Genomic DNA, 26,296 nt, shown 5'->3' with positions numbered 1-26,296 from the left:
GGAACTGAAATGATTCGAGTTATAGCAATTCTTGCTTGCATAATCATGTTACAAGGCTGTATCACTAAAATTGTGACAGTTCCCGTCAAAGTTGCTTATAAAACCACAAAAGGCGTGGTTAAAGGCACTGCTGCGGTTGTAGGCGCTGTTATTCCTGACGGGGATGATGACGATGATAAGAAAAAACAAAAGGATGATTAAGTTCAAGCTAGATGCGTAATGAAATCTTGCATGGTTATTTAATCCATCATCGAAAATACAGAGAACGTAGTCATATTGTGCACTTATTTACACAAGAGCATGGTCGTGTCGACGGTATTCTTAGACAAACCCCACCACCACAATATCAACCGATTACTTTACAAGCATCGGGAAAATCCGAGCTTAAAAACTTTTCAAAACTCGAAATACTCAATCAACCGATTTTTTTTTATGGGGATGCTTTCTTTTCAGGCTTTTATTTAAATGAACTGCTGCTTCGTTTATGTCCGCTTGAAGAAATGATGTCTGAAACATTTCAGCAATACCATTTAACTTTACAACATTTACAAAAATTGGCTGAACATCCACAAGCTGATTTATTTCTTCGACAAATTTTACGCCAGTTTGAACACGCACTGTTAGAAGAGCTGGGTTATCCGCTGGATTATGGGCATGATTCAAATCAACAAGAGATTATGCTGACCCAACGTTATCAATTTCAATTGGCCGAAGGCTTTACACCAGTGTCATATACCTCGTCTGGGACGTTGCTGGGCCAACAAATTCTAAGCATGGCAAATTATGAAAAGGGTAGGGATTTTAGCCCAGAGCAGTTACAATTATTGGCTAAACTCTATCGACAAATGATTACTTCACTTTTAGGTGATCGACCATTAAAAAGTCGTCAGCTTTGGGTTCAAAATGCTCAATCTAAAACGTTGAGCCGTTAATTTTAATTTATTGGTTAATTAGGAGAATGTTATGGCTGCATTGCTAGGTGTAAACATTGACCATGTTGCAACCCTCAGACAAGCACGTGGAACAACTTATCCTGATCCTGTGAAAGCTGCATTAATTTGCGAACAAGCAGGGGCGGAAGGCATTACTTTACACTTACGTGAAGATCGTCGTCATATTCAAGATGATGATGTGCGCCGTATGCGACCTGTATTGACGACAAGAATGAACTTGGAAATCGCTGTAACTGATGAAATGGTTGCATTTGCAAAAGAAATTCAACCACATCATGTGTGTTTTGTGCCAGAGAAACGTCAAGAAATCACCACAGAAGGTGGTTTAGACGTGCTTGGGCATTTTGAAGATGTTAAAGCTGCGACTCAGGCATTAACTGCAATTGGTTGTGATGTATCTTTGTTTATTGATGCTGATTTTGCACAAATCGATGCTGCAATTGCTTGTGGTGCACCCACTATTGAATTACATACGGGTGCTTATGCAGACGCTAAAACTGCTGAAGCTCAACAGATTGAACTCGAAAGAATTATTAAAGGTACTGAGTACGCCGCATCTAAAGGTTTGGTCGTTAATGCTGGTCATGGTTTGAATTTGGACAATGTGGCTGCAATTGCTGCAATTCCTCAGATTCATGAACTCAATATTGGACATTCGATTATTGCCGAAAGTGTATTTGTTGGATTGGAACGAGCAGTAAAGGACATGAAGGCCGCACTTCATGCAGCTGGTTAATTTAATTTTTGATTTACGTTGTTGAATATTGATCATGTCGAATATGAATTATGATGAGCTTATGCAACCTGTGATTGCTTTTTTAGGCTGTGAAACGCCAAAAGCATGGTTGGATGAGGCATTGAACAATCTCCCATTGCTCATGCAGGATCATGCAAATTGTGAAAAGAAAGCGGCTGGAACAGCAATGAACTTGATGTTTCGCTACAGTTTTTTTACCGATTTGCAGATCAAATTAGCGCAACTTGTGCGTGAAGAAATGTTGCATTATGAACAAGTGTTAGAGTTTATGAGCAAACGTGGTCAAGAATGGAAAGGGCTGAGTGCAGGTCGTTACGCAGGTGGTTTGCGTAAGGAAATTCGTACTTATGAACCAGAAGCGTTGATTGATGTTTTGGTGATTGGTGCGTTTGTTGAAGCACGTTCTTGTGAGCGATTTTATGCCTTAGCGCCATTGGTAGATGATGAGTTGGGTCGTTATTACCGTTACTTGCTAAAATCTGAATCTCGTCACTATGAGGACTATTTAGCTTTGGCTTTAGATGTTGCTAAAACTGCTAAATTAAAAGATCCAGAAGAGGATATTCAGCAACGCATCGAATTGATTCGTGAAGTAGAGAAGGATTTGATTTTAACGCCTGATAAGACTTTTCGTTTCCATAGCGGTGTGCCAGTTTAACTGCTTGCCTGATTAAAAGCTGAATTTAAAAATAGACCAAAGCATTGCTTTGGTCTATTTCGTTGGGCTGTTTAAGAAAAACCAGATGGAACTGTTGCTTTAGGCAGTTTCGATACCTGTCCAGCCTGCATCTGGATAACGTTCACCTTGTATTTGATCAGGTGCAAAAAGTTGATCAAGTTGCAGAATTTGTTCAGTCGTGAGATTAATCTGATTGGCTGTAAGGTTATCCTGTAAATATTTTGAATGTCGTGTCCCAAAAATTGGCGTGACATGAGCATGTTTGCGCAGTAACCAAGCTAAGGCAATTTGTGCATTGCTGTGTTGCCATGACTGACATAAGTCGCTAAATTTTTTCAGTAATAGCTGGTTTGACTGAAAGGCTTCACCCTGTAATCTGGGTAAGTTTTTTCTGAAATCATTCTCAGGCATAGTTTCTGGATTTAAATCTGCTGTGAGAAATGCACGTCCTAATGGACTATAAGCAACAAATTCAACATTCAGTTGCTGACAAGTGTTTAATAAGCTTTGTTCAGGTTCACGTGACCAGAGGGAATATTCACTTTGGACTGCTGTAACAGGCGCAATAGCACAGGCTTTTTCTAAGGATTGCGCTGAGATTTCAGAAAAGCCAAAACTTTTGATTTTGCCTTCTTGAACTAAATCTGCAAGCGTAGCTGTAACATCTTCAATTGGGATTTCAGGTTGTCTCCGATGACAATAATATAAATCAATTTGTTCAATACCTAAGCGTTTTAACGAAGCTTCACAGGCGCTACGGATATAATCTGGCGTATTATCAATACGGCGTTTATAGTGATTTTCAGCACGGACAATACCGAATTTGGTTGCAATCACCATTGCCTCTCGTTCAGTTCGATAGTGTGCAATAAATTGCCCCAATAACTGTTCATTGTGTCCATGACCATAAGTATCCGCAGTATCAAAAAAATTAATACCTGCATGAAATGCTTGTTCCAAAATCTGTAATGAGTTTTGATCATTAGTTTGACCATAAAACTCACTCATTCCCATACAGCCTAAACCCATTGGTGAAATTTTAAGATGTGTTTGACTTAATTTTTTCATTTTGATTGACCTTTAGTGATGAGGTGATCTTTAGCCCATGAATCATGTAACCATTTTTCAGTTTTGCGGTGGCCAGGAAAACTGACCCAGACAATATCTCTTTCAAAAATAATGGGCCGTTGATTTTTACCAATAATGACCCAAAACCAGCGACCATCATTTAAGTTGCACATTTTGACTTTTATGCCCGCAATCTTTTGTGTTTTTCCATTGATGTGCACGTTTTCATCATGCTGATCGATCCAATGAATCTCTCGATGTTGCAGTAAGTCTGGTGCATAGTGCTGTAAAAAGTCATCACTGATTTTTTGCGCTTGCGCTTTTGTGGGTAAATGACCGTTGAGAAGGCTTTCATCTAAATATGAAAATCCTTTTAAAGCGCCTGTTTGATCCGATAAATAACTGAAATTTTCGCCATTCAGTTTGAGTAATGGTAATTTCTGATAGCGGACCAATTGCACATGCTGTTGGTCGCTCAGCACATCTTGTTGATACACTTTTTGATAATGCGAAGGTAAAAATTCAGACAAAAATTAAGTCATATTATTAACCTGCGTTGTTGTGATTATTGCTGCTGGATCATTTGCAGAACATGATGTGATCAGTAGTGTACTACTGAGAATGAATGCATATTTCATATGATTGACGCCCTAAAAAGTTGAATTTTTATTTGAGGGGATCACGGCAATAGCTTCGACTTCAACCAAAACATCTGGATGAAATAATTGTGCAACACCAATCAGGCTACTTGCTGGTGGTAATTCAGAATGAATAAATTGATCGCGAACTTTACGAATTATTGTAAGCTGATCAGGTTGTAAATTACGGACATAAATGGTTAGTTTGACCAGTTGTTGAGTACTCACATTCGCTTGATGTAATGTTTTTTCAATATTTTGAAAAACCAAGAACAGTTGTTGTTCAAGACCGGCTTGTAAGATATCGCCATTTTCTGTGATAGGGACATGCCCAGATAAGTACATCGGTTGCCCCTGTTCTACAACGATTGCTTGTGAAACATTGGGAATTGTGGCGTATGTTGGGTTGATAGGGCGTAATAAGGTATTTGGTGCTGATGCGTGCTGCTGCTGCATGGTGACCTCAGATGAATTTTTATTTTGTGCATGTGTGAGAGGACTGTTAAAGAACAGACCCAATAAAATAGCGAATATGTAAAATTGAGATGACATATTTTGAGCCTATGAAAAAACACTAGAGAGATTGTGCTTAAATTTCATTTTTTATAGAATAGTCATTATTGATGGTTTTAAATTCCAAAAATGAAATGTTGGATGATCTGAGTTTATTTATCGCAATTGTTGGGGCGGGAAGTTTTAATCGGGCTGCGCAACAACAGAATGTACCTGCTGCTACACTGACACGTCGCTTGCAAAAATTAGAAGAGAGTTTGGGGTGTAAGCTATTACACAGAAACAGCCGAGGTTTGAAATTGACTCAGGAAGGCCAGCGTTACTACGATCGCTGTCAGCCCTTAGTTCGGGCGCTACTGCAAAATACCCATGAAATAAAAGAAGAAACTACACAGGTTAAAGGTCAAATCAAAATTCTAGCACCAATGAATCTAGCCATATTTCCGTTAAAACAGTTTTGGAATACTTTTCTACAAAGATATCCAGAAATTGAACTCGAATTACAACTGGACAATGCTTTAGATGATTTAATGGTGCGAGGTGCCGATCTCGCCTTACGTGTAGGTAAAATGGCCAATAGTGCCTATATTCAAAAGCGCTTGGGGAGCATTCAAACCTGTATTGTGGCATCACCAGATTATTTAGATCGGCATCTCATTCAGACACCACAAGATTTAGATCAACAAGACTGGTTATTGGCATCTCCCTTAGAACAACTTGAACTTAGGCAACATCAACACAGTCATACCTTTAAAATTCAGTCCTATCGTTTGAAAGTGAATGAAATCAGTTTATGTGTAAATCTAGCAGAGCAGGGACTAGGATTAAGTTATGTTCCACTGACTCAATGTGAAGATGCCTTGAATTCAGGCAGATTAAAACGGGTACTTCCTGATTGGCAATTACCGATTCGAGACGTTTATGCTGTATGGCAGGCGCAAAAAGTCATGCCTGCTCGTGTACGCGTTTTTATTGAAGAGTTAGCTGAATTTTTCCAGCAACAAACATGGAATGATACTAACTTATAAAAGTGAATGGGTATTCTTGTCTATTTGTCACATGCTGTGTCTAGTCCTGAAATAAAAAAAGCCCACTTCAATGAGTGGGCTTTTAGAATTTGGCTCTCCAACCTGGGCTCGAACCAGGGACCTGCGGATTAACAGTCCGTCGCTCTACCGACTGAGCTATTGGAGAATCTGAATGCGATTATAAGGATATATCTTTATGGGTCAAGCCTTTCCTGTCATCTTTTCTTCATTTGTACACTGTATGGTTTTTATTTGAGCAATCTATAGATAATTTAAAAAAATTGATTCTGACAGTTGCAATAGTGAAACGGTCTTGTTAGATTAAAACCATAAAGAGTGTTTAAGTTTGACTTAAACAGTGTGGATTTAAAACCAACTTGCCAGCACTAAATGGCTAAACAGGAGACAGCGAATGAATACGCTTACTATTTCTCAAATTTTTGAAAACTTCTCATTCTATCAAGAAAATTATCTTTCAATCCTGCAAGATTCTGAACAATATTTTATCCAAGTTGAACAAGCCTATTTAGATGTTTGGCCATTTACTGAAAAAAAACTGTATTTGGGCGATCTGTTACAACTTTGGTTTAGTGAAAAATGGCTCATTAATACACCGTGTCGATTATTAAATTCATCCAGTCAGGTTTCATCAAGTTCAAACACGCAAGCTACTCAAAAACCAGTTCAACGGACACAAGATTTTTATCTGTTTCAATTGAGTGGAAGTACCTTATCAGGTTCTAACCATGCGCAAATCTGGTCAGTTTCAGAACAAAAAGTGCTTTATGTTTCTTTGGATCGCATCTTTAAATATTACTGCTATTTTGAATCGATTGAACGCCCAAAAAACCATCCTCAAAATCCGTTTAAATTGATTCAACACGCGATTTAATCAAACCATTGAGAACGCTTTTAAGTGAGATTTTAAATCTGCTTAAAAGCTTCAATTGCTCGAATACGACTTTGTTTTAAATCCACAATTGGCTTTGGATAATTGAGCTCAATATTGGGATTTTTTGCATAAGGTTCATGAATGGTTTTTGCGTCTAAATGTGCAAGTTCTGGAACCCACTGTCGAATGTAGTCACCTTGTGCATCGAATTTCTGCGATTGGCTGATAGGGTTAAAAATACGGAAATAAGGTACGGAATCAGTTCCTGTGGATGCACACCATTGCCATCCTCCGTTATTGGCAGCCAAATCCCCATCAATAAGATGTTGCATAAACCATTGCTCACCTAAACGCCAATCAATCAATAGGTTCTTGGTGAGAAACATGGCGACAACCATACGGATCCGATTATGCATCCAGCCTGTGTGAAGTAACTGGCGCATACCTGCATCGACGATAGGAATCCCTGTCTGACCTGTTTGCCAAGCGCTTAAATCATTTGGGGCATCGCGCCATTGTAGCTGCTGTGTTGGCATTTTAAAGGGCAAGTGCTTTGACACACGCGGGAAATCAAACAGGATATGCTGATAAAACTCACGCCAAAGTAGCTCATCGAGCCATGTTTGTTGACCAACATGATCAATAGAAAAATGTCCGAATTGTGCTCGAAAGAGGGCATTGAAACACTGTCGAATTGAAAGGATGCCTATATTTAAATAGGCTGAGAGCTGGCTGGTGGCTTCAATTTGGGGGAAATCACGCTCGAGTTGATAATGACGGACTTTGTTTTCAATAAAATCATCCAAGACATTCAAGGCATATTGTTCGCCAATTTGCCACTGCTTGTTGATCTGATTCGGATTGAATATAAAACCAAGCTCGGCCAAAGTCGGCAGGCTATTGTTATTCAACTCGCCCACATCTATTGCATCATTTAAGGCTTGAGTCTCTGGGATAGGGAAGCATTGCGGGATCGAAATACTCAGTTGTTCATAGCAGTATTTTTTAAATGCGCCGAAGACTTGATAGGGTTGATTGGATTTATTGCGAATTGAACCGACAGGGAACAGAGTGCGATCATGATATAAAACCAAATCACGGTTACTTTGATTCAGTTGTGTTTGAACTTGGAAATCTCGATTTAATTCATTGACACCGCACTCAATATTGGCGTGTACATTTTCAATGTCCAGTTTTTGACAGAGTTGATCGATCTCTGCTGCAATGTTTTCCCATAAGGGAACAGTGCGGATAATCAGCGGAATTTGAATAGAAGCAAGTTCTTGTTGAATGGCTTGAATTTGACGTAAATAGAAATCAAGCTTAATCGGTGCATCGTCATGCATCCGCCATTGTTCAGGTGAGAGAATCACCAGTGCAATTACAGGGCCGCTTTGCGCTGCATGCCATAGGGCAGTATGGTCTTGAATACGTAAGTCTTGACGGAACCAAAGAAGTTGTTTTTGCATAGGATTGATAGGAATGGATTCATTCACACTAGGTTTTTATCAATTTAAACCAATACGCATAAAAAAGGCAAAGTAAAAACTTTGCCTTTTCGATCAGATCAAGCAGATCTTAGTGGTGATGACCACCTGCACCGTGTACATGACCGTGCTCTAATTCTTCTGGAGAAGCATCACGAACTTCTGCGATTTCAACTTCAAAAGTAAGATCTTGGCCAGCTAATGGGAAGTTAGCATCAACGATGATGTTGTCACCTTCGATTGCTTTAACAGTAACGATTTGAACACCATCATCAGTTTGAGCTTGGAACTGCATACCAGCTTCAATGTTCTCAACACCTTGGAACATTTGAGCAGGAACTTCTTGAACGAGGTCAGGGTTGTATTCGCCATAACCTTCAGCAGCTGGGATAGTGACTGTAAATTTGTCACCTACAGTTTTACCTTCTAAAGCTTTTTCTAAACCAGGAATGATGTTACCTGCGCCATGTAAATATGCAAGTGGTTCACCTTGTGATTTATCGAGAGTTTCACCCTCAGCGTTAGTCAGCGTATAGTGGAAAGAAACCACGTTGTTATTTGCAATAGCAGTCATGTTATTGATCCATTCGGTAATCGATAATTTTAAGGCTACATCATAAAGTGAAAAGCAATTTTTGTAGACTAAAATTACTAAAAAATTGCATTTTCATCTGTATTTTGACCATTTTTTCATAAATATGGGCAAAAATTTAAATTTCAATGCAATTTTATTTTTGGCGCGATTTTTCGTGTAACAAAATCTTTAGCCGTTAACAAGCCTGCATGAGCATAGCCATATATCGTCGCTTGATGAATACGATATAAAGACACATACATCGATTTTGCCACGAAACCTTGAACATTGACCTGACCAAGTAGTTCACCGACCGCTTTATTTTCACTGAGTGATACCAGTGAGCCTTTGTCTGCGAACTGGAACATTGGCTGTGGTCGTCCTTTGATGCGTGCATTCATTGCATCTACTAGAAACGAAGCTTGTTGACTTGCGACTTGTGCACGTGGACCAAGTGGTGCTTCTCTTGCATCTAAAATACAGTGGGCGCAATCACCAAAGGCAAAAATGTTTGGATCAGCCTGAGTCTGTAAGGTTGCGTATACGTTTAAACGCCCCATGCGATCTTTTTCAAAGCCTGCTAAATTGGCAATCACTTTAGGGGTTTTTATCCCTGCTGCCCAAACTTTTAATTGTGCTTCTACGGATGTGCCATCACTAAAATAGACTTTTTCAGCATCTACTTTTTCAACACGTTTGCCCGTTAATACATCTATTTTCATTCGTTGTAATTGCTGTGTGGCATGCTCAGCCATTTTTTCAGAAAGTGCAGGTAAGATACGATCAGCGCCTTCAACCAAAGTAATTTTGACATTGTTTGGGTTAATTTTATTTAAACCATATTTATAAAAGTTCTGTTTGGCTTGAACCAACTCAGCTGAAAGTTCAACACCTGTTGCGCCTGCACCAATCACGGCAATGTGTAATTCACGATCAATATTTTTATTTTGAGCATCTAAATACAAGTGCAGTAAGTCCTGTTGGAAGACTTCTGCTTGTTGGCGACTGTCGAGATAATGACAAAACTCTTTAACCCCAGGCGTATTAAAGTCATTGGAGACTGAGCCGACTGCCAGAATTAAGGTGTCATAATGCAGTGTGATTTGCTCTTGATTGGATTCATATTTACTGGTTTGGGTTTTGCTAAGCTCGATGGTTTTGTTATCACGATCTAAATGTTCAAAACGGCCCAGGACAAATTCATAGTGATGCTTGGCTGCATGCGCATAATAATTGGTTTCTTCATCACTTGGGTTCATGGTGCCAGCTGCAATTTCATGCAGCAATGGTTTCCAGATATGGGTGAGTTTTTGGTCAACAAGGGTGATTTTGGCTTTTTTACTCTTTCCAAGCGTATCACCGAGTTGTGTCACCAGTTCTAAACCACCAGCGCCACCACCAACAATCACGATATGATGTAGATTTGACATAGAAAACCTAAATTGTTGTTATGAAAATAGAATGGCATAAATATGCCATTCTATTTAATTGTTTAGGTTTTTTTTGTATTACAGGTTACATAATTATAATAAATCTAACTAAATTGGTTGGTTTTAATTAAATCCCAAAAATTGATTTGATCCATTCCATTAAACGTTCAAACCAAGAGGCTTGTTCGATATGCACTTCATCTTCAATATCAAAACTTTGAATTAGTTGATTGTTTTGGTAAACATTCACTTTTGCCAAATGCATGATCTTTTCTAAAGGTGCGGTAAGTGATGTCTCATTCAGTTCAACATTCAAATGGGTTTGAGTTGTTGTAAGCGGTTCAACTGCTGCCAAGAGACCATTTGCCTCAGATTTCATGATACGACTATTTACAACATCAAAAGTCGCTAAATCAATTGGTGTCGCATCGTTATATAAAGATGTGGTAATGAGTTGAGGTTTTTTTGCTTCAACCTTAAACATTTTTAAGGTGGATTTAACTACAGGAAGCTCAGCAATCAATTGTTTGTCTTTAATTGCGACTTCATCACGGGTGTAGGCATAGCCCAAGTTTAACAGTTTATGTGCAATTTCCGCGCGTTTAACTGCACTTTTTGCACCCATCACCACCACAATTAAACGACGATCAGGAGACTCTGTAATAGCAGAAGGACGATGCGCTGTCAGTGCTAAGTTATAGCCGGCTGCTTTGGTAAAACCTGTTTTTAAACCATCTACACTTGGATCAGACTTTAAAACAAGGTTGGTGGCATGATGAAAATGTTGGTTATAACTAAAACTTGGCATCACTGAATAATGCATATATTCAGGGGTTTGTGATGTCACTGCTTGACCTAAGATCGCCATATCATGTGCTGACGAAAAATGATCAGGCATGGTAATGCCAGGAGGGTTGGCAAAATGAGTATCCTTCATTCCTAAGGCTTGTGCTTCTTGGTTCATACGAGCAACAAATGCAGGTACGCTACCTGAGATACGTTCTGCCAGCGTTACTGCTGCATCATTGGCAGACATCACAATCAATCCAGCAAGAAGTTGGTCAATTGAGATTTGCTCACCTTGCTTCAGGTACATTTGAGATTCATCCCATTGCACGATCTGAACTACAGGGGTTGCAGTAATAATCTCTTCTTTTTTGATATGACCTGCTTTGAGTTCTTTCAACGCAATATAGGCGACCATCATTTTGGTCATGGATGCTGGCGCACGCTGTACATGACTATTATATTCAGCAATGGTTTGACCCGATTGTGTATCTAATATTGTCCAAGCTTCAGCTTCAACAGATTGCGGATTAATATTAAGTAAAGCGGCGTTAACAAACGTGGAGCAAACCAAGCCAGTTATCGCGATAAAAGAAGCAAGAATTTTCAACAGATTTACCTTTAAGCCAATCCTATGGCAAGAGTGCATAAACTTTGCGAATGCTATGCCTTTTTTGCACTCTTCGCTAGTCAGAATCGTAGACAATTGCGACTAAAATCGCCTGACTTTGTAAAAAAATGCTAATCTAATTGGTAATTTCTCACTGTCTATTTTCGAATATATATTTATGTTGCATTATCAGATTGAATTTGACGATTACCGTCAGCACCTCATTCATGTCACATTGCGCTTTCTGGCGAACCCTACTCAAGTTTTGTCACTTCCTACATGGATTCCTGGTAGCTATTTGATCCGTGAATTTTCTAAACATATCGAATCTGTGAAAGCCTATGATGAAGCAGGTCGTCAACTACAAATTAATAAGTTTGAAAAAAATAAATGGCGTTTATATAACACCGATCATGAACTGATTACTGTTGAATATGATGTTTATGCCTATGACCTTTCGGTACGTGGTGCATATGTCGATCAAACCCGTTTATATGTCAATCCTGCTTGTGTCTGCCTAGGGTTGCAAGACCAAGAAGAATCAGCAATCGAAGTTGAAGTATTTTTACCTGAAGAATTAAAGCATTTTCAAATTGCCACAGGTTTAGAATCAAGAAGCCTAGTAAAAGGGCGCTATACCTTAAAAGCCAACAATTATGCACAATTGATTGATGCACCATTTGAATTGGCGGATCAAACCCGTTTTAGTTTTGAAGCGAACGGGATTCCACATGAATTTGTGGTTTCTGGTCAGCATACAATGAATGCAGCGCGTATGAAGCAAGACCTTGAAAAAATCTGTAGTACAGAAATTTCAATGTTTGGTTCAGCACCTTTTGAAAACTATACTTTTATGACCATGGCAACTGGCAATAGTTATGGTGGTTTAGAGCATCCGAATAGTACCAGCCTGATTTCGCCACGTGATGATTTTCCTAAAGCAAATGAACCTGTAGAGCCTTCTGCGGATTATCAACGCTTCCTTGGATTGTGTAGTCATGAATATTTTCATTCGTGGTTGGTTAAATTTATTCGCCCTGAAAATTTTGCAAATTACGATTTAGATCAGGAAGGCTACACCTCACTGTTATGGATTTTTGAAGGTTTCACCTCTTATTATGATGATTTGATTCTGTATCGTAGTGGTGTGATTTCTCAAGCATCTTATTTAAAGTTGCTAAAAGGGCAAATTGATCGTTATCTACAGAATCCGGGACGTTTTATTCAATCCGTTTCAGAATCTAGTTTTGACGCTTGGATTAAATTTTATCGTCAGGATGAAAACTCAAATAATGCTGGAACCAGTTATTACAATAAAGGCTGTTTGGTTGCACTCAGTTTAGATTTGGGTCTACGTTTACGTGGTTCTAGTTTGGATGCGTTAATGCGCCGTTTGTATGAAAATACCCAAAAGGGCGTGCAAGTCAATGAGCGTACGATTGTCGAATTGTGTAACGAACTGACTGGCGATAATTGGATCGAGCAGATTAATCATTTGATTAATACCACAGATGAATTACCACTGGATCAATTGTTTCCTGAATTTGGTTTGAGCTATAGCTTGCAGAATGAAAAAGCACTTCCATTTGGTTTGAAAGTTGCTGAAAAAGCTGAGGGTGTCATCATTCAGCAAGCGCGTCGTGATGGTGCTGGCGCAAAAGCAGGTCTGTCTGCCAATGATGTGATCATTGCGATTGATGGTTTAAAAGCGTCTGAAAAACTTTTAAACCAATATGCAAAACAGCAAGGTCAATTTACGGTTTATGCATTCCGTCGCGATGAGTTTTTGCAATTTGAGCTGCAAGGCGGCGAAGTTGCGTTGACTACGGTTGAGTTAACTGTATTAGATCAAGCCAAAGCTGAGAAATGGTTAAAGGCTTAATTAAATTGTGTAGCAAGAAAAACCGATGTTAAAAAAACATCGGTTTTTTATGCCTAAAATTTAACGTGGTATGGTCAATCAATTACCACGATATGTTGAATATCCATAAGGGCTAATCAACAGTGGGATATGGTAATGTTCGAGACTTCCATCAATCACAAAAACCACAGGAACTTCTGGGAAAAAAGCACGTTGGTTATTTTGTTTAAACCATTCACCTGTTTGAAAAGTAACCTTATAGACACCTTTATCTAATACTTTGTTTTCAGGGTATAAGGATGAAATTCGCCCATTACTATCAGTGCTTCCTTCATTAATTTTTACCCATTTATCTTTTTGTTGCGCTTCAAGAATGACTTTAACATTGCTTGAAGGTAAGCCATTTTCAAGATTTAATACATGTACGCTTAATGGGTTTTGGGCAAAGCAAAGCCCAGAAAATAGGGTTGCTGAAATAGCTAAAGTTAATTTTTTCATCATCAATTTTTACTAAGACTAAAATCACTATGTTAAGGTTAAGTTGAAGTGTTGCCGTTAAAAAAATGTAAAATTATATTAATCGTTAAAATTTAACGATGTACGAAAAATAAAATAATATTCATTTAACAATAAGATAGATAATTAAAATAATAGATAAATTGGCAATGATTTATTTCAACCCAAATCTGCAACAACAATAAAACGAGGTAAATAAGCTAAAGCGTCATCTATTTTTAAATTCATGATTCCCAGTTAAAAGAAATCAACATATTTGTCATTAAACTTTCTAACTGTATATTTTAGAATCATCCAACAATAAATTTATTTTAAATTTTGAATTCATAATACAAAAGGGTAATGTCAATGAAAAAGCGTTTCTTAAAGCTCATCACAATTGCATGTGGTTTAGGCGTAGCTCCACTTGTATTTGCTGCAAATTGTTCAAGTACAATTAGCAATAATGCTGTGGCAAACTTAACTGTCCCAGCAGGTGCAACATGTACTTTAAATAGTACATCTGTTGATGGAAATGTGAATGTACTCAATGGTGGAAGTTTGATTTTAAATAATTCTTCAGTGAGTGGAAATGTGCAAGCCAATACAGCCAAAGTATTAAAGTTAGTCAATTCTTCTGTTGAGGGGGATGTGCTTGCAGGTCAGGTTTCGTCAACATTGAGTTTAAATAAATCCATGATTTCAGGAAATTTACAATGTTCTACACTGACGAAACTACAAAGCAATATGAGCAGTATTGAAGGTAAAACTACAGGGAAGTGTCGTTAAAGATCAAAAATATCTGTAAAAAAGCACTCAATTTTGAGTGCTTTTTTGACGCTTAAATTTGTGAACGATGACTTAAGCTTCGATGGCTTGTACCGCAATTTTTTTCGCAGGATCAACTTTACGACGTACCACTGGAACAGGTTCACCATAATATTGACGATCTGCAAAATAGCTTGAACGAACCATTGGAGCAGCCCAGATATTTCTGAAACCAAGCTTGTGACCATGTGCAGTATAACGCTCAAATTCTTCTGGTGTGACAAAACGGTCAATTGGTGCATGTTCTTTAGAAGGCTGTAAGTATTGACCAATTGTCACATAATCAACACCGTGTGCATGTAGATCATCTAACAGAGCAATCACTTCTTCTTCGGTTTCACCAATACCCACCATCAAACCACATTTTGTTGGCACATCAGGGCAGTATTCTTTAAACATTTTTAATAAGTTTAAAGAATGTTGATAGTCTGAACCCGGACGCATCGCTTTATAGAGGCGAGGTACTGTTTCGATGTTATGGTTAAATACATCTGGTGGACATTCAGTCATGATACGTAGTGCAATATCCATACGACCACGGAAATCTGGAACCAATATTTCTAATAATGTTTTTGGACTGAGTTGACGCGCTTCTTGAATACAATCAACGAAATGTTGCGCACCACCATCTAAAAGATCATCACGGTCTACAGAGGTAATCACTGCATACTTTAAACCGAGATTGGCGATGGTTTCTGCCATATGACGAGGTTCATCAGGATCAAGTGCATTTGGACGACCATGTGCAACATCGCAGAACGGGCAGCGACGGGTACAAATATCACCCATGATCATAAAGGTTGCAGTACCACCACCGAAACATTCTGGAAGGTTAGGACAAGCTGCTTCTTCACACACAGTATGTAATTTTTGTGCACGTAAAGTGGTTTTGATTCGTTGAACTTCATCAGGCGCAGCCATTTTGACACGAATCCAGTCCGGCTTTCGTGGTGCTTCAACCGTGGGAATAACTTTTACAGGTATACGAGCAACTTTTTCCGCGCCACGTAATTTGACACCCTGTTCTGGTTTACGGTTCTCTGACATATTCAACTTTTCCACTGTTTTCTACGGGGGAGATTATGCTCATTATAGCGGAAATGCAAAAAGATAGGGCAAAAACACTATTCATATACTAAATGTCGTTATCACAGAATATATGCATGCGAAATACAGAAAATTGTTTTGGTTTAGGTCATAATATTGCATAAGACAAGATATAGACTGAATTTACTATAAGGAGCTTTGAATGCCACGTAAGAAAGAAGTCGTTAGTGGGAAATTTGTGAAATACGATGCGGTCGTACTTGGCTCTGGTCCTGCTGGTGAAGGCGCGGCAATGAAGCTTGCTAAATCGGGTAAGCGTGTTGCAATTGTAGATATTCGTGAGCAACTTGGTGGTAACTGTACCCATGTCGGCACCATCCCAAGTAAGGCTTTACGTCAGACAGTTTCAAGTATTATCCGTTACCAACGTGATCCAATGTTTAAAAAAGTAGGGGATTGGAAACAATTCACTATGAAGCAAGTTTTGCGTAATGCGCATAAAGTGATTCAACAGCAAGTTGATACACATTCACGTTTTTATGACCGTAACCATATCGATGTATTTCACGGTCGCGCATATATCCAAGATAAAAATACGGTGATTATTTTTAGCGAAGATGGTGTTAAAGAAACGTTAGTTTTCAAACAGCTTGTGGTTGCCACAGGTAGCCGTCCTTATCACCCACAAGGTTTAGACTTTAATCATCCGCGTGTATTTGATTCAGATAAAATTTTAGATCTGGATTATCCAATTCATAAAATTATTATTTATGGCGCAGGTGTAATTGGTTGTGAATATGCATCTATCTTTATTGGTTTAGACCATAAAGTTGACTTGATCAATACACAGCATCAGCTGCTCAGTTATCTCGATGATGAAATTGCAGATGCGTTGTCTTATCACTTACGTGAACAAGGCGTGTTGATGCGTCACAATGAGCAAATTGATCATTTAGAAACGTTTGATGATCATGTGGTCTTGTATTTGCAAAGCGGTAAAAAAATTAAAGCTGATGCGATTTTGTGGTGTAATGGCCGTTCAGGAAATACCGATGGTTTAGGCCTTGAAAATGTAGGTATTACACCAAACAGCCGTGGGCAACTTGCGGTAAATGATCAATATCAAACCGAAGTTGAAAATATCTATGCGGCAGGTGATGTTGTGGGTTGGCCATCCCTCGCTTCTGCAGCATATGACCAAGGTCGTTGCGCTGGTTCAAATATGAGCGGCGAAGAAAATGTTAAGCCAGTGAAAGACATTCCAACGGGGATTTATACCATCCCTGAAATTTCATTCTTTGGTAAAACTGAAAGTCAGTTAACTGCTGAAAAAATTCCATATGAAGTTGGACAAGCATCATTCCGTCATTTGGCACGTGCGCAAATTACAGGAGATACAGTTGGTGAACTTAAACTGTTATTCCATCGTGATACCTTAGAATTATTAGGTGTGCATTGTTTCGGTAATAATGCGGCTGAAATTATCCATATTGGACAGGCGGTGATGCAAAGTGGAAACAATACCATTAAGTATTTTGTTGAAACGACATTTAACTATCCAACAATGGCAGAAGCCTATCGTGTTGCAACATTGAATGGTATGAATCGCTTGTTCTAAACAAATATTCAGAATTAAAAACCCGTAAGTCATCTTGCGGGTTTTTTATGCCATATTTAAAAGATTTGATGTGTGAACTGCATAGTCTTAAGTGGTTCAAAGGTTTATCATAGCGGCAGTTAAACTTGTGGATGACGCTATGAAAATTGTTGCAGATGAAAATCTAGCATTTACTGAATATTTCTTTTCAGAATTCGGAACCATTCATCAAGCAGCAGGACGCAATTTGACTCATCATGATGTGAATGATGCAGATGCGTTATTGGTACGCTCTATAACAAAAGTCAATGAACAGTTGGTCCAAGATACAGCACTAAAATTTGTTGGTAGTGCAACCATAGGGACAGACCATTTAGATATTTCAGCATTAGAAAAGCACCAAATCGCATGGTCAAATGCAGCTGGTTGCAATGCACAAGCCGTTGCAGAATATGTCATCACGGCTTTACTGCATCTCAATCAGGATTTTCTAGATTTAGGGAAAAAGTTTACTTTAGGCATTATTGGTCTAGGCAATGTGGGAACACGATTAGCATATATGGCTCAGTTGTTGGGCTGGAATGTCATTGGCTATGATCCCTTGGTACAACGAGAAAATGTTCAGCAAGTTGAATTTAACGCTTTATTAAAGAAAGCCGATGCGATCAGCATACATGTGCCTTTAACCCAAACAGGGCCGTTTGCAACACATCATTTAATCAATGCTGATGCATTGGCGCTGATGCAGCCAGAAACCATCTTAATTAATTCAGCGCGTGGTGCTGTTGTTGAAGAAGCGGCATTAATGGCAGATATCTTAAAAACACGTCGTAAAGTGGTGTTGGATGTATTTGAACATGAGCCTGAGATTTCACAACGTCTATTGGATTTAATTACAATCGTGACGCCACATATTGCGGGTTACAGTCTGGAAGGTAAAGCACGTGGTACTCAGATGATTTATGACGCATTTTGTAAAACATTTGCCTATACCGCACATAAGAAATTTGAATCACAATTACCGGCATGTGAACAATATTTTTATGGCAATAACATTAAACAAACGCTAAAAAAATACTTAGCTGAAATTTACAATATTCAGCGAGACGATGAAAATTTAAGAGATTGCTTAAAGGACGGCAAGGTGGATCAAAAAGCCTTTGATTACCTTCGTAAAACTTATCCTTTGCGCCGTGAATGGGCTGCTCATGGAGGGCCAAAAGCATGAGCATAGATTTTAAACCAACATGTGATATTCAGGCGCTTAAAGCACGAGCAAAACTCTATAGACAAATTCGCCAATTTTTTATTGAGCGTGATGTTTTAGAGGTTGAAACTCCGATCTTGTCTCAAGCAGGTGTAACTGATGTCCATCTGGCTTCCGTACAGGCTCAGCGTCATCTACATGGCAAACAACAAACGCATTATTTACAAACTTCACCAGAGTTTGCCATGAAGCGTTTATTGGCGAGTGGCAGTGGTGCGATTTATCAAATTTGTAAAGTTTTTCGAGATGATGAACATGGGCGTAAGCACAATAGTGAATTTACCATGTTGGAATGGTATCGTCCGCAATTCAGCTTGAAAGATTTAATGTTAGAAGTCACTGATTTATTAAATGTGGTTTTGGCTGAACGTTTTGGTGAAGTTCGACCAACCGTACTCAGTTATAAGCATGCATTTATCGATCGTTTGGACTTGAATCCACTGCAAGCAACATTGCAACAATTAAAAGATGCTGCACACCGTGTAGGGCTCAATCTTGATTTGGGTGATGATCGTTTAGCCTATATTGATTTGTTATTTTCTCATATGGTTGAGCCAAGTTTAGGTTTTGATACGCCGGTATTTTTAACTGATTTCCCTCCAGAATTGGCCTCTTTGGCAAAGACCAAACTGGATGAGGATGGTGAGTTCGTTGCTGCACGTTTTGAGCTCTATATCGAAGGGTTAGAACTTGCCAATGCCTATGATGAGTTGATTGATGCTGAGGTTTTGCGTAGTCGTTTTCAAGCAGATAATGCAGAGCGTGAAAAGCTGGGCTTACATGTGATGCCCATCGATGAGTATTTGCTCGCTGCTTTACCGAATATGTCGGAATGTGCAGGTATTGCTTTGGGAATTGACCGTTTATTAATGGTGGTAATGAACCAAATGAAGTTGGAAAAGGTGATTACATTTCCTGCGGATGTGTCTTGATATAATGTCGTTTTGGACCATAGATAGATATTTATTCATGCTATGGTCAATCAATGATTGGATATTATTTAAAAGAAAATACGATATCTAAAATCTAAGAACGCCTCTCATTACTGAGAGGCGTTTTTTTAAACCGTATGATGATGATGACCTAACTCATGCTTTAAATCAGCAATCGCTTCAATACGTTTTTGAATCAACATTTCACCGATATCAGGACCTTGAATATCTGGGGGTAAATCCGATGCTTTAATCGTGCGTACAGTTTTCATTGCATCTAATAGGTAATGCGCTTGTGGGTATTCGCGATTTTCTAAGCCTAAACGGCCTTTAGCATCACATTCACAGGCTTGCGCAAAAGCTTCGACTCGCTCAGGACGACGCAGCACATCTAAACGCTGTAACAAACGCCATAAGGTGCCTGGTTTTAAGGTAAAAGCCTGATGACATTTTAAATGTTCTTTACACACGGCTAGAGCAAGCTGTTTCGTTTGAGTGGGCACACGTAAACGATCACACACATCTGTGACAGGCTGAATCCCACGTTCTTCATGCATGATATGACGAGGTAATTCATCTTTCGGTGTTAAAGCTTTGCCCAAGTCATGTACCAATACGGCAAAACGAACATCTAAAGAATAATTGGCTTTACATGCTTGCTGTAAAGACATCAGTGTATGAATACCACAATCAATCTCAGGATGATATTCAGGTCGTTGTGGAACGCCAAACAGGGCATCTATTTCAGGAAAGAGCACTTTTAATGCACCACACTCACGTAACACTTCAAAGTAAACATCGGCATGACGTTCCATTAAAGCACGAGAGGTTTCTTTCCAAACACGTTCAGGTGTCAGTGCTTCTAATTCGCCAGATTCAGCCAGTTGACGCATCAATGCAAGTGTTTCATCAGCAATAAGAAAACCGTATTGCGCATAACGAGCAGCAAAACGAGCCACACGCAGTACGCGTAAAGGATCTTCTGCAAAAGCGTCTGAAACGTGGCGTAGGATTTTATGTGCTAAATCATCTTGTCCATGATAGGGATCATACACTTGGCCTGCTTCATCCATTGCAATGGCATTGATGGTTAAGTCACGACGAATTAAATCCTCTTCCAAGGTGACATCTGGATCGGTAAAAAACTCAAATCCATGATAACCATGTCCCGATTTACGCTCAGTACGGGCTAGGGCATATTCTTCTTTTGTTTGGGGATGTAAAAACACAGGGAAATCTTTCCCAACGGGTTGATAACCTTGGGCAAGAAGTTGCTCTGGCGTGGCGCCAACAACAACATAATCCTTTTCGTGATAGGGATGACCGAGTAAATGATCTCTAACGGCACCGCCTACTAAATAAACTTGCATGAAAAAACCTCTATTCTTACTGCCATCATGCATCAGAATAGAGGTTTTCTCAAGTACAGAACTTGAGTGATTGACTAAAGTTCTGCGGTATTGATGTTAAATTGACTTCAAGCTTAGCCTTCAGCTTGTTGAATCTCAGCAACGGTTAAAGCTGTCATATTAACTAAACGACGTGTTGTCGCTGTAGGTGTTAAAATATGCACAGGTTTAGCAGCACCAAGCAAGATAGGGCCAATAGTCACATTATTGCCTGATGTTGATTTTAACAAGTTGAATGAAATATTTGCCGCATCAAGATTTGGCATAATCAACAAGTTCGCTGAACCTTTGAAGCGTGAATTTGGGAATGCAAAATGACGAATATTTTCATCAAGTGCAGCATCTGCATGCATTTCACCATCTACTTCTAATTCAGGTGCGATTTCTGTCAAGATTTCAAATACTTTACGCATTTTTTGTGCACTTGGATCATTTTGATCTGAACCAAAGCTAGAATGCGAAAGTAATGCAACTTTTGGCGTCATACCGAAACGACGAACTTCTTCAGCCGCTAAAATAGTCATTTCAGCTAGCTGTTCAGCAGTCGGGTTAGTATTTACATATGTATCTGCCATAAAGATATTGCGATCTTCAAGCATCAATGCATTAAGCGTAAAGAAGTTATTACGACCTTCTTTTAAACCAATCACATTTCTTACAAAGTCTAAATGGATATCATAACTTGCATAAGTACCGCATAGCATACCATCTGCAAGACCATGACGAACCAACATTGCTGCGATCAAGGTAGAACGACGACGTGTTTCACGTTGTGCATACTCAGGCGTTACACCTTTACGTTGCATCAAGTTGTAATAGTCATCTGCAAACTTATCGTAATCAGGATTCTTTTCTTGATCTACGATGGTAATATTTACACCATGTTCAAGACGTAAACCTAATTTCTTGATATTCGCTTCAATAACTGCAGTACGGCCAACCAGAATAGGTTGTGCCAAACCTTCATCAACTGCGATTTGAATCGCACGCAATACACGAAGATCTTCACCTTCCGCATAAGCAATACGTTTTGGCGCCGTTTTCGCTTGTGCAAAAATTGGTTTCATCATCAATGCAGAATTATAAACAAATTCAGATAGACGTTGACGATAAGCCGAGAAATCCGCAATTGGGCGACTTGCAACACCTGAATCCATTGCAGCTTGTGCAACAGCAGGAGCAATTTCAAGAATTAAGCGTTGATCAAGTGGGCGTGGAATTAAGTAATCACGACCAAATGATGCAGATTTTTCACCATAAGATGCGGCATCCGCTTCAACATGTGCCATACGTGCAATTGCATGTACACAAGCAATTTTCATTTCTTCATTAATCGTCGTAGCGCCAACATCTAGCGCACCACGGAAGATATAAGGGAAGCAAAGCGCATTGTTTACTTGGTTCGGATAATCTGAACGACCAGTTGCCATGATTACATCTGGACGTACTTCATGTGCATGTTCAGGTAAAATCTCTGGATCTGGGTTTGCCAATGCAAAGATGATTGGATCAGCCGCCATAACTTTAACCATTTCTTTGGTTAAAATGCCTGCCGCAGAAAGGCCAAGGAACATATCTGCATCTGCAATCACATCTGCAAGTTGAGTACCCTCAATATCTTGCACATAACGCTTTTTAGACTCATCCAAGCCTTCACGTTTAGTGGTCAATAAACCGCGTGAGTCAGCAACCACGATATTTTCTTTTTTAGCACCAATTGCACACAGCAAGTCTAAACAAGAAAGTGCCGCAGCACCTGCACCTGAAGCAACAATTTTGATTTCGTCAATTTTTTTGCCATTCAATTGCAAAGCATTGAGAAGGGCTGAACCTACGATAATTGAAGTACCGTGTTGGTCATCATGGAACACAGGGATTTTCATGCGTTCACGAAGCTTTTGCTCAATATAAAAACACTCTGGTGCTTTAATATCTTCGAGGTTAATACCACCAAAAGTAGGTTCTAAAGCCGCAACGATATCCACAATTTTGTCAGGATCATTTTCAGCAATTTCAATATCAAAAACGTCTACACCAGCAAACTTTTTAAATAATACGCCTTTGCCTTCCATTACAGGCTTAGATGCTAATGGACCAATATTACCTAGACCTAAAACGGCTGTACCATTACTGACCACTGCAACCAAGTTGCCACGAGCAGTATAAAGCGCTGCTTTTGAAGGGTCTTTTTCAATTTCTAAACAAGGCGCTGCCACACCTGGTGAGTAAGCAAGCGCAAGGTCATGTTGATTGACAAGTTGCTTACTTGGCGTAACGCTAATTTTTCCTGGTGTTGGAAATTCGTGATAGTAAAGGGCTTGCTGTTTTAAAGATTGATCATCCATCTGAATCTCGATTATTACATGTTCCAGCGAGGCTGGTGGTTTGACTAAATTTCATCGAATATAACATTTGTTGAGCGATACCGACAGTCAAAAAATAGTTATTTCAAACAAAGTAATAGATATAAAGTCTAAAAAAATTAACAAATCTTTATAAGTTTATGCTGTTCCAAATATTTTGTGCTGTCCGCAGATGACAATGCTTTGGAAAAGTAAAAGCCTTGTAAAATATAACAACCGTGTTTTTGTAAGAATAACGCTTGTTCTTTAGTTTCAACGCCTTCAGCCACTAAGGTAATGCCGATTGCATTGCCCATAGCAATAATCGCATTGACGATCGCTTCGTCTTTTTCTTGTCCAATTTTTGAAATAAAAGCACGATCTATTTTTAAAATATCAAAAGGGTAACTGGTTAGATAAGCTAAAGATGAGTAGCCTGTTCCAAAATCATCCAAAGAAATCGAAATATGGCGATCTTTTAATTGTTGTAGAAGAAAATTAACTTCCTCTGACTTATCAAACAAAGACGATTCAGTCAGTTCCAGTTCAAGCATATCACCTGAAATATTATATTTTTTAAGGGCGTAGTCGATATCTTTGACTAACTGTCCGCGGTAAATTTGTTGTGCAACAATATTAATCGATACCCTAAAATGATCAAAACCAAGGGATTGCCACTGTTGTATTTGCTTACAGGTTTCATGCAATACAATTAAACCAATATCTGAAATGAGGCTGGTTTCTTCAGCAAGCGGAATAAAAATATCTGGCAAGATATAACCCAAAGTTGGATGTTGCCAACGGACTAATGCTTCAAAACCATAAATACGTTGAGTTTTAACACAGATTTTAGGTTGATAATGTACGGTCAGTTCTTTGTGCTTTATGGCTTTTCTTAATTCGTTTTCTAAGTTGATCCCTTGATTGAGCAACGGAGTTTTTTTGTTTGAATAAAAATATACGGTATTTCCACCTAAACGCTTGGCTTCGTGTAATGCTGATTCTGCATGACCATTGAGACTGTCGAGCTGTAAGCCATGCTCTGGATATAGCGCAACGCCAATAGAAATGGTGATGGTTTGTTCTTGTTCTTTAACATCAAAAGGTTGTTTAAAGGCATCTAAAATATGTTGTGTATGTTGATGAATATTGATGTTATTGCTACTTAAATTATAGATCACTGCAAAATCATCATTATTTAAATAAGCGATCAAAGAGGCATTTGGACAACATAATCTTAATCTGTGAGCAACTTGTTTTAATAATTCATCACCTTCTTTATGGCTCATAAATTCATTGAATAATTTAAAGCGGTCAATGTTGATACGTAAAACCGCAAAATTTTTAAATGAATCAGAATAGTGAATTAAATAATTATGCAGTTGTTGTTTGAAATAAAAGCGATTTGGCAAATCGGTCAGGATATCATAATGTTCTAAATACGAGAGTCGTTGTTCTTGTTTTTTGCGATCAGTTAAATCGGTAATAATGCCGACATAGTTGGAAAATTTATTTTTTTCATCATAAATTGCATTGATGTGTACCCAAAGTGCAAGTTTTTTCCCAGAGGTAAAATCAATCTGTAATTCAGACTCAAATTCTCCCTTTTGAATTAAACTTTGGGTAATCACGTTATACATCTGTTGGGTACGAGAATTATTGTTGATCGTGATATCAAATAGATGATTTCCAACGATATTATGTTGCTTATAATCTAAGAGTTTTTCAAAATAAGGGTTCACTTCTAAGTAGCATAAATTATTATCTAAAATGAAAACACCTTCAGCCACTTGAGCTAATACATTTGCTGCGAGTTTTAGCTTTTCTTGGTCAGTCTTTTCTTTTTGAATGTCGCGTTGGATTCCCACCATTCTGAGCGGTTTGTTATTGATGTTCTTAGAAACCACTTTGCCAATGTCTTGAATCCAGCACCATTGACCATCTCGCTTAACACGGTAGATTGCCTCAAAGCGCTCAGTTTTGCCTTTGAGATGTTGTTTCAGGATGGTTTTATAATTGACAATATCATCAGGATGAACATATTCATCTACGCTATTGTGTTTTAGATTAAGTTGTTTGAATTCTGCACCGCTTTTTGAGTCGGAAATCTCAAAAGTTCTTTTTTCAATATTCCAGACCCAAGAATGAATACCCGCGGTTTCATGGGCAAAAGCTAAGTTGGCCTGATGATTTTCTAAACGGTCATTCATCTGTTTAAAATCGAAAATTCTTTCTTTTACTTTTTGTTCTAATAAATGATTATGTAACTGCAATTCACTTTTCATGACCTGTGTTTTTGAGATTTCATTTTTGAGTTGTATTTCTAAGCCTTTATAATTTGCAAGTTGTTCTTGTGATTGCTTAAATAAAAACTTATTTTTCAGGTCTAATATTTCAGAATTAATATAAATTTTATGTGAAGCATAAGTGCTAAAGAATAATAAAGAGAACCAAACAATGAAAATAGTGCTATAGATTTCATTGGTATTTTGAGGGAAAAGTAGGGGGAGCGTGAGCACCGGAATTGCAGAAGGCACAAATAAAGCAATAAAATAACTAAATCTTTGGTTGAGAAAATTCATTGCTAAAACATATGAAAAACTCAGCAAAAAGCTAGATAACAGAAATGAAAAAAATGGGTCAACCACATTTGGCATCATCATAAATTCTAAATTGATGATATAAACGCCAATCCCAAATAAGCTTCCTAAGATCAAACAAGAAAACTGAAAAAAAAGATCAAGATGTTTAAATTCTTGGACTTTATTTTGCTGTAACAGATAGGTAGAAGAAAAAAATCCCGATAATATAAATAAAACAGTCAGAATAAACCAACCGCTTAATAATTCAGAAGAAGTATTAAATAAGTAAATATAGATTAAAGCGTCACAGATACACGTAAAAAATACCCAAATAAAAAATATCCGGATATCTTTGGTTATCTTTCTGATGTTCGACGAATTCACATCATATGAAAGAAGCTCTTCCTGAACATCATTCATTAGCGCTTGCACCTCTGCTATTTTTAGAATGTGTAGGTTTAACGGAGCAACTATTTAAAATTTGCTAATTAATAGTTTCTTTGGAATTAAAATACTGTGAA

Annotated in this window: 23 protein-coding genes and 1 tRNA gene; 11 read left to right on the top strand and 13 right to left on the bottom strand. The window is 38.4% G+C overall.

Features of this window, described 5'->3' with window-relative positions; genetic code table 11:
* The first annotated feature begins 9 nt into the window (after nucleotides 1–9).
* The 4 genes from AS4_RS15430 to miaE are packed head-to-tail and all read left to right on the top strand — an operon-like array spanning nucleotide 10 to nucleotide 2,368.
* Nucleotides 10–201 (top strand): NF038104 family lipoprotein, encoded by a 192-nt coding sequence (locus AS4_RS15430; protein ID WP_004717085.1) that lies wholly within the window; start codon nucleotides 10–12, stop codon nucleotides 199–201.
* Nucleotides 202–212: 11 nt separating this feature from the next.
* Nucleotides 213–932 carry a DNA repair protein RecO gene (gene recO / locus AS4_RS15425; protein WP_004717082.1) on the top strand — a complete coding sequence of 240 codons (720 nt, stop codon included), beginning with the start codon at nucleotides 213–215 and terminating at the stop codon, nucleotides 930–932.
* Between the two features lie 31 nt (nucleotides 933–963).
* Complete coding sequence (pdxJ, locus tag AS4_RS15420; protein WP_096734755.1) at nucleotides 964–1,689, top strand: pyridoxine 5'-phosphate synthase; 726 nt, start codon at nucleotides 964–966, stop codon at nucleotides 1,687–1,689.
* Nucleotides 1,690–1,723: 34 nt separating this feature from the next.
* A complete protein-coding gene (gene miaE / locus AS4_RS15415; protein WP_034616324.1) occupies nucleotides 1,724–2,368 on the top strand; it encodes a tRNA-(ms[2]io[6]A)-hydroxylase in 645 nt (214 codons plus the stop codon).
* A 99-nt stretch (nucleotides 2,369–2,467) separates the two neighbouring features.
* Here miaE and AS4_RS15410 read toward each other — a convergent pair whose 3' ends face one another.
* From AS4_RS15410 to AS4_RS15400, 3 genes are all read right to left on the bottom strand, one after another.
* The gene (locus tag AS4_RS15410; protein ID WP_096734754.1) at nucleotides 2,468–3,457 is read right to left on the bottom strand and encodes an aldo/keto reductase; all 990 of its coding nucleotides are present in this window, start codon (nucleotides 3,455–3,457) and stop codon (nucleotides 2,468–2,470) included.
* On the bottom strand, nucleotides 3,454–3,987 hold the full coding sequence (locus AS4_RS15405) for a hypothetical protein (RefSeq protein ID WP_227548089.1): 534 nt from the start codon (nucleotides 3,985–3,987) through the stop codon (nucleotides 3,454–3,456). Before AS4_RS15405 ends, AS4_RS15410 begins: the two co-directional genes overlap by 4 nt.
* A gap of 120 nt (nucleotides 3,988–4,107) precedes the next feature.
* Complete coding sequence (locus AS4_RS15400; protein WP_227548088.1) at nucleotides 4,108–4,647, bottom strand: RidA family protein; 540 nt, start codon at nucleotides 4,645–4,647, stop codon at nucleotides 4,108–4,110.
* A 71-nt stretch (nucleotides 4,648–4,718) separates the two neighbouring features.
* Here AS4_RS15400 and AS4_RS15395 point away from each other — a divergent pair, with 71 nt between their 5' ends.
* Nucleotides 4,719–5,636 (top strand): LysR family transcriptional regulator, encoded by a 918-nt coding sequence (locus AS4_RS15395; protein ID WP_096734753.1) that lies wholly within the window; start codon nucleotides 4,719–4,721, stop codon nucleotides 5,634–5,636.
* A 90-nt stretch (nucleotides 5,637–5,726) separates the two neighbouring features.
* Here the strand turns inward: AS4_RS15395 and AS4_RS15390 are convergent.
* Nucleotides 5,727–5,802, bottom strand: a tRNA-Asn gene (locus AS4_RS15390).
* Between the two features lie 246 nt (nucleotides 5,803–6,048).
* Between AS4_RS15390 and AS4_RS15385 the strand changes: the two genes are divergently transcribed.
* Nucleotides 6,049–6,528: a hypothetical protein gene (locus AS4_RS15385; protein ID WP_096734752.1), complete on the top strand. Its 480-nt coding sequence runs from the start codon at nucleotides 6,049–6,051 to the stop codon at nucleotides 6,526–6,528.
* A gap of 32 nt (nucleotides 6,529–6,560) precedes the next feature.
* Here AS4_RS15385 and AS4_RS15380 read toward each other — a convergent pair whose 3' ends face one another.
* The 4 genes from AS4_RS15380 to AS4_RS15365 all read right to left on the bottom strand — a co-directional run bounded on the left by AS4_RS15380 (nucleotide 6,561) and on the right by AS4_RS15365 (nucleotide 11,415).
* Nucleotides 6,561–7,997: a cryptochrome/photolyase family protein gene (locus AS4_RS15380; RefSeq protein ID WP_096734751.1), complete on the bottom strand. Its 1,437-nt coding sequence runs from the start codon at nucleotides 7,995–7,997 to the stop codon at nucleotides 6,561–6,563.
* A gap of 109 nt (nucleotides 7,998–8,106) precedes the next feature.
* Complete coding sequence (locus AS4_RS15375) at nucleotides 8,107–8,589, bottom strand: FKBP-type peptidyl-prolyl cis-trans isomerase (RefSeq protein ID WP_004717066.1); 483 nt, start codon at nucleotides 8,587–8,589, stop codon at nucleotides 8,107–8,109.
* Between the two features lie 143 nt (nucleotides 8,590–8,732).
* The gene (locus AS4_RS15370) at nucleotides 8,733–10,019 is read right to left on the bottom strand and encodes an NAD(P)/FAD-dependent oxidoreductase (protein WP_004717064.1); all 1,287 of its coding nucleotides are present in this window, start codon (nucleotides 10,017–10,019) and stop codon (nucleotides 8,733–8,735) included.
* 127 nt (nucleotides 10,020–10,146) lie between these two features.
* Entirely contained in the window at nucleotides 10,147–11,415 is a 1,269-nt protein-coding gene (locus AS4_RS15365) for a D-alanyl-D-alanine carboxypeptidase PBP6B (protein WP_096734750.1), read from the bottom strand.
* 178 nt (nucleotides 11,416–11,593) lie between these two features.
* Here AS4_RS15365 and AS4_RS15360 point away from each other — a divergent pair, with 178 nt between their 5' ends.
* Nucleotides 11,594–13,297: a M61 family metallopeptidase gene (locus AS4_RS15360; RefSeq protein WP_096734749.1), complete on the top strand. Its 1,704-nt coding sequence runs from the start codon at nucleotides 11,594–11,596 to the stop codon at nucleotides 13,295–13,297.
* 78 nt (nucleotides 13,298–13,375) lie between these two features.
* Here AS4_RS15360 and uraH read toward each other — a convergent pair whose 3' ends face one another.
* Complete coding sequence (gene uraH, locus AS4_RS15355; RefSeq protein WP_004717057.1) at nucleotides 13,376–13,777, bottom strand: hydroxyisourate hydrolase; 402 nt, start codon at nucleotides 13,775–13,777, stop codon at nucleotides 13,376–13,378.
* A gap of 363 nt (nucleotides 13,778–14,140) precedes the next feature.
* Between uraH and AS4_RS15350 the strand changes: the two genes are divergently transcribed.
* Complete coding sequence (locus AS4_RS15350) at nucleotides 14,141–14,560, top strand: hypothetical protein (RefSeq protein ID WP_096734748.1); 420 nt, start codon at nucleotides 14,141–14,143, stop codon at nucleotides 14,558–14,560.
* A 72-nt stretch (nucleotides 14,561–14,632) separates the two neighbouring features.
* Here the strand turns inward: AS4_RS15350 and lipA are convergent, their stop codons facing one another.
* Nucleotides 14,633–15,646 carry a lipoyl synthase gene (gene lipA, locus AS4_RS15345; protein ID WP_004717052.1) on the bottom strand — a complete coding sequence of 338 codons (1,014 nt, stop codon included), beginning with the start codon at nucleotides 15,644–15,646 and terminating at the stop codon, nucleotides 14,633–14,635.
* A 202-nt stretch (nucleotides 15,647–15,848) separates the two neighbouring features.
* Between lipA and sthA the strand changes: the two genes are divergently transcribed.
* The 3 genes from sthA to epmA all read left to right on the top strand — a co-directional run bounded on the left by sthA (nucleotide 15,849) and on the right by epmA (nucleotide 19,442).
* Nucleotides 15,849–17,264, top strand: coding sequence for a Si-specific NAD(P)(+) transhydrogenase (gene sthA, locus AS4_RS15340; protein WP_004717049.1), 1,416 nt, complete (start codon nucleotides 15,849–15,851; stop codon nucleotides 17,262–17,264).
* A 139-nt stretch (nucleotides 17,265–17,403) separates the two neighbouring features.
* Complete coding sequence (locus tag AS4_RS15335) at nucleotides 17,404–18,471, top strand: 4-phosphoerythronate dehydrogenase (RefSeq protein WP_096734747.1); 1,068 nt, start codon at nucleotides 17,404–17,406, stop codon at nucleotides 18,469–18,471.
* Entirely contained in the window at nucleotides 18,468–19,442 is a 975-nt protein-coding gene (epmA, locus tag AS4_RS15330) for an EF-P lysine aminoacylase EpmA (RefSeq protein WP_096734746.1), read from the top strand. The genes AS4_RS15335 and epmA overlap by 4 nt, the downstream gene beginning before the upstream one ends.
* 128 nt (nucleotides 19,443–19,570) lie before the next feature.
* On the opposite strand, the gene AS4_RS15325 is transcribed toward epmA, so the two are convergent.
* The 3 genes from AS4_RS15325 to AS4_RS15315 form a co-directional block, all read right to left on the bottom strand.
* Nucleotides 19,571–20,812: a multifunctional CCA addition/repair protein gene (locus AS4_RS15325; protein WP_096734745.1), complete on the bottom strand. Its 1,242-nt coding sequence runs from the start codon at nucleotides 20,810–20,812 to the stop codon at nucleotides 19,571–19,573.
* A 113-nt stretch (nucleotides 20,813–20,925) separates the two neighbouring features.
* Complete coding sequence (locus AS4_RS15320; protein ID WP_004717035.1) at nucleotides 20,926–23,196, bottom strand: NADP-dependent malic enzyme; 2,271 nt, start codon at nucleotides 23,194–23,196, stop codon at nucleotides 20,926–20,928.
* A gap of 137 nt (nucleotides 23,197–23,333) precedes the next feature.
* A complete protein-coding gene (locus AS4_RS15315; protein ID WP_096734744.1) occupies nucleotides 23,334–26,195 on the bottom strand; it encodes a sensor domain-containing protein in 2,862 nt (953 codons plus the stop codon).
* Between the last annotated feature and the right edge of the window lie 101 nt (nucleotides 26,196–26,296).

Origin of the sequence: Acinetobacter guillouiae (assembly GCF_002370525.2) — a bacterium.
Taxonomy (GTDB): Bacteria; Pseudomonadota; Gammaproteobacteria; order Pseudomonadales; family Moraxellaceae; genus Acinetobacter; species Acinetobacter guillouiae.
This window is presented reverse-complemented; position numbering and strand designations above follow the sequence as displayed.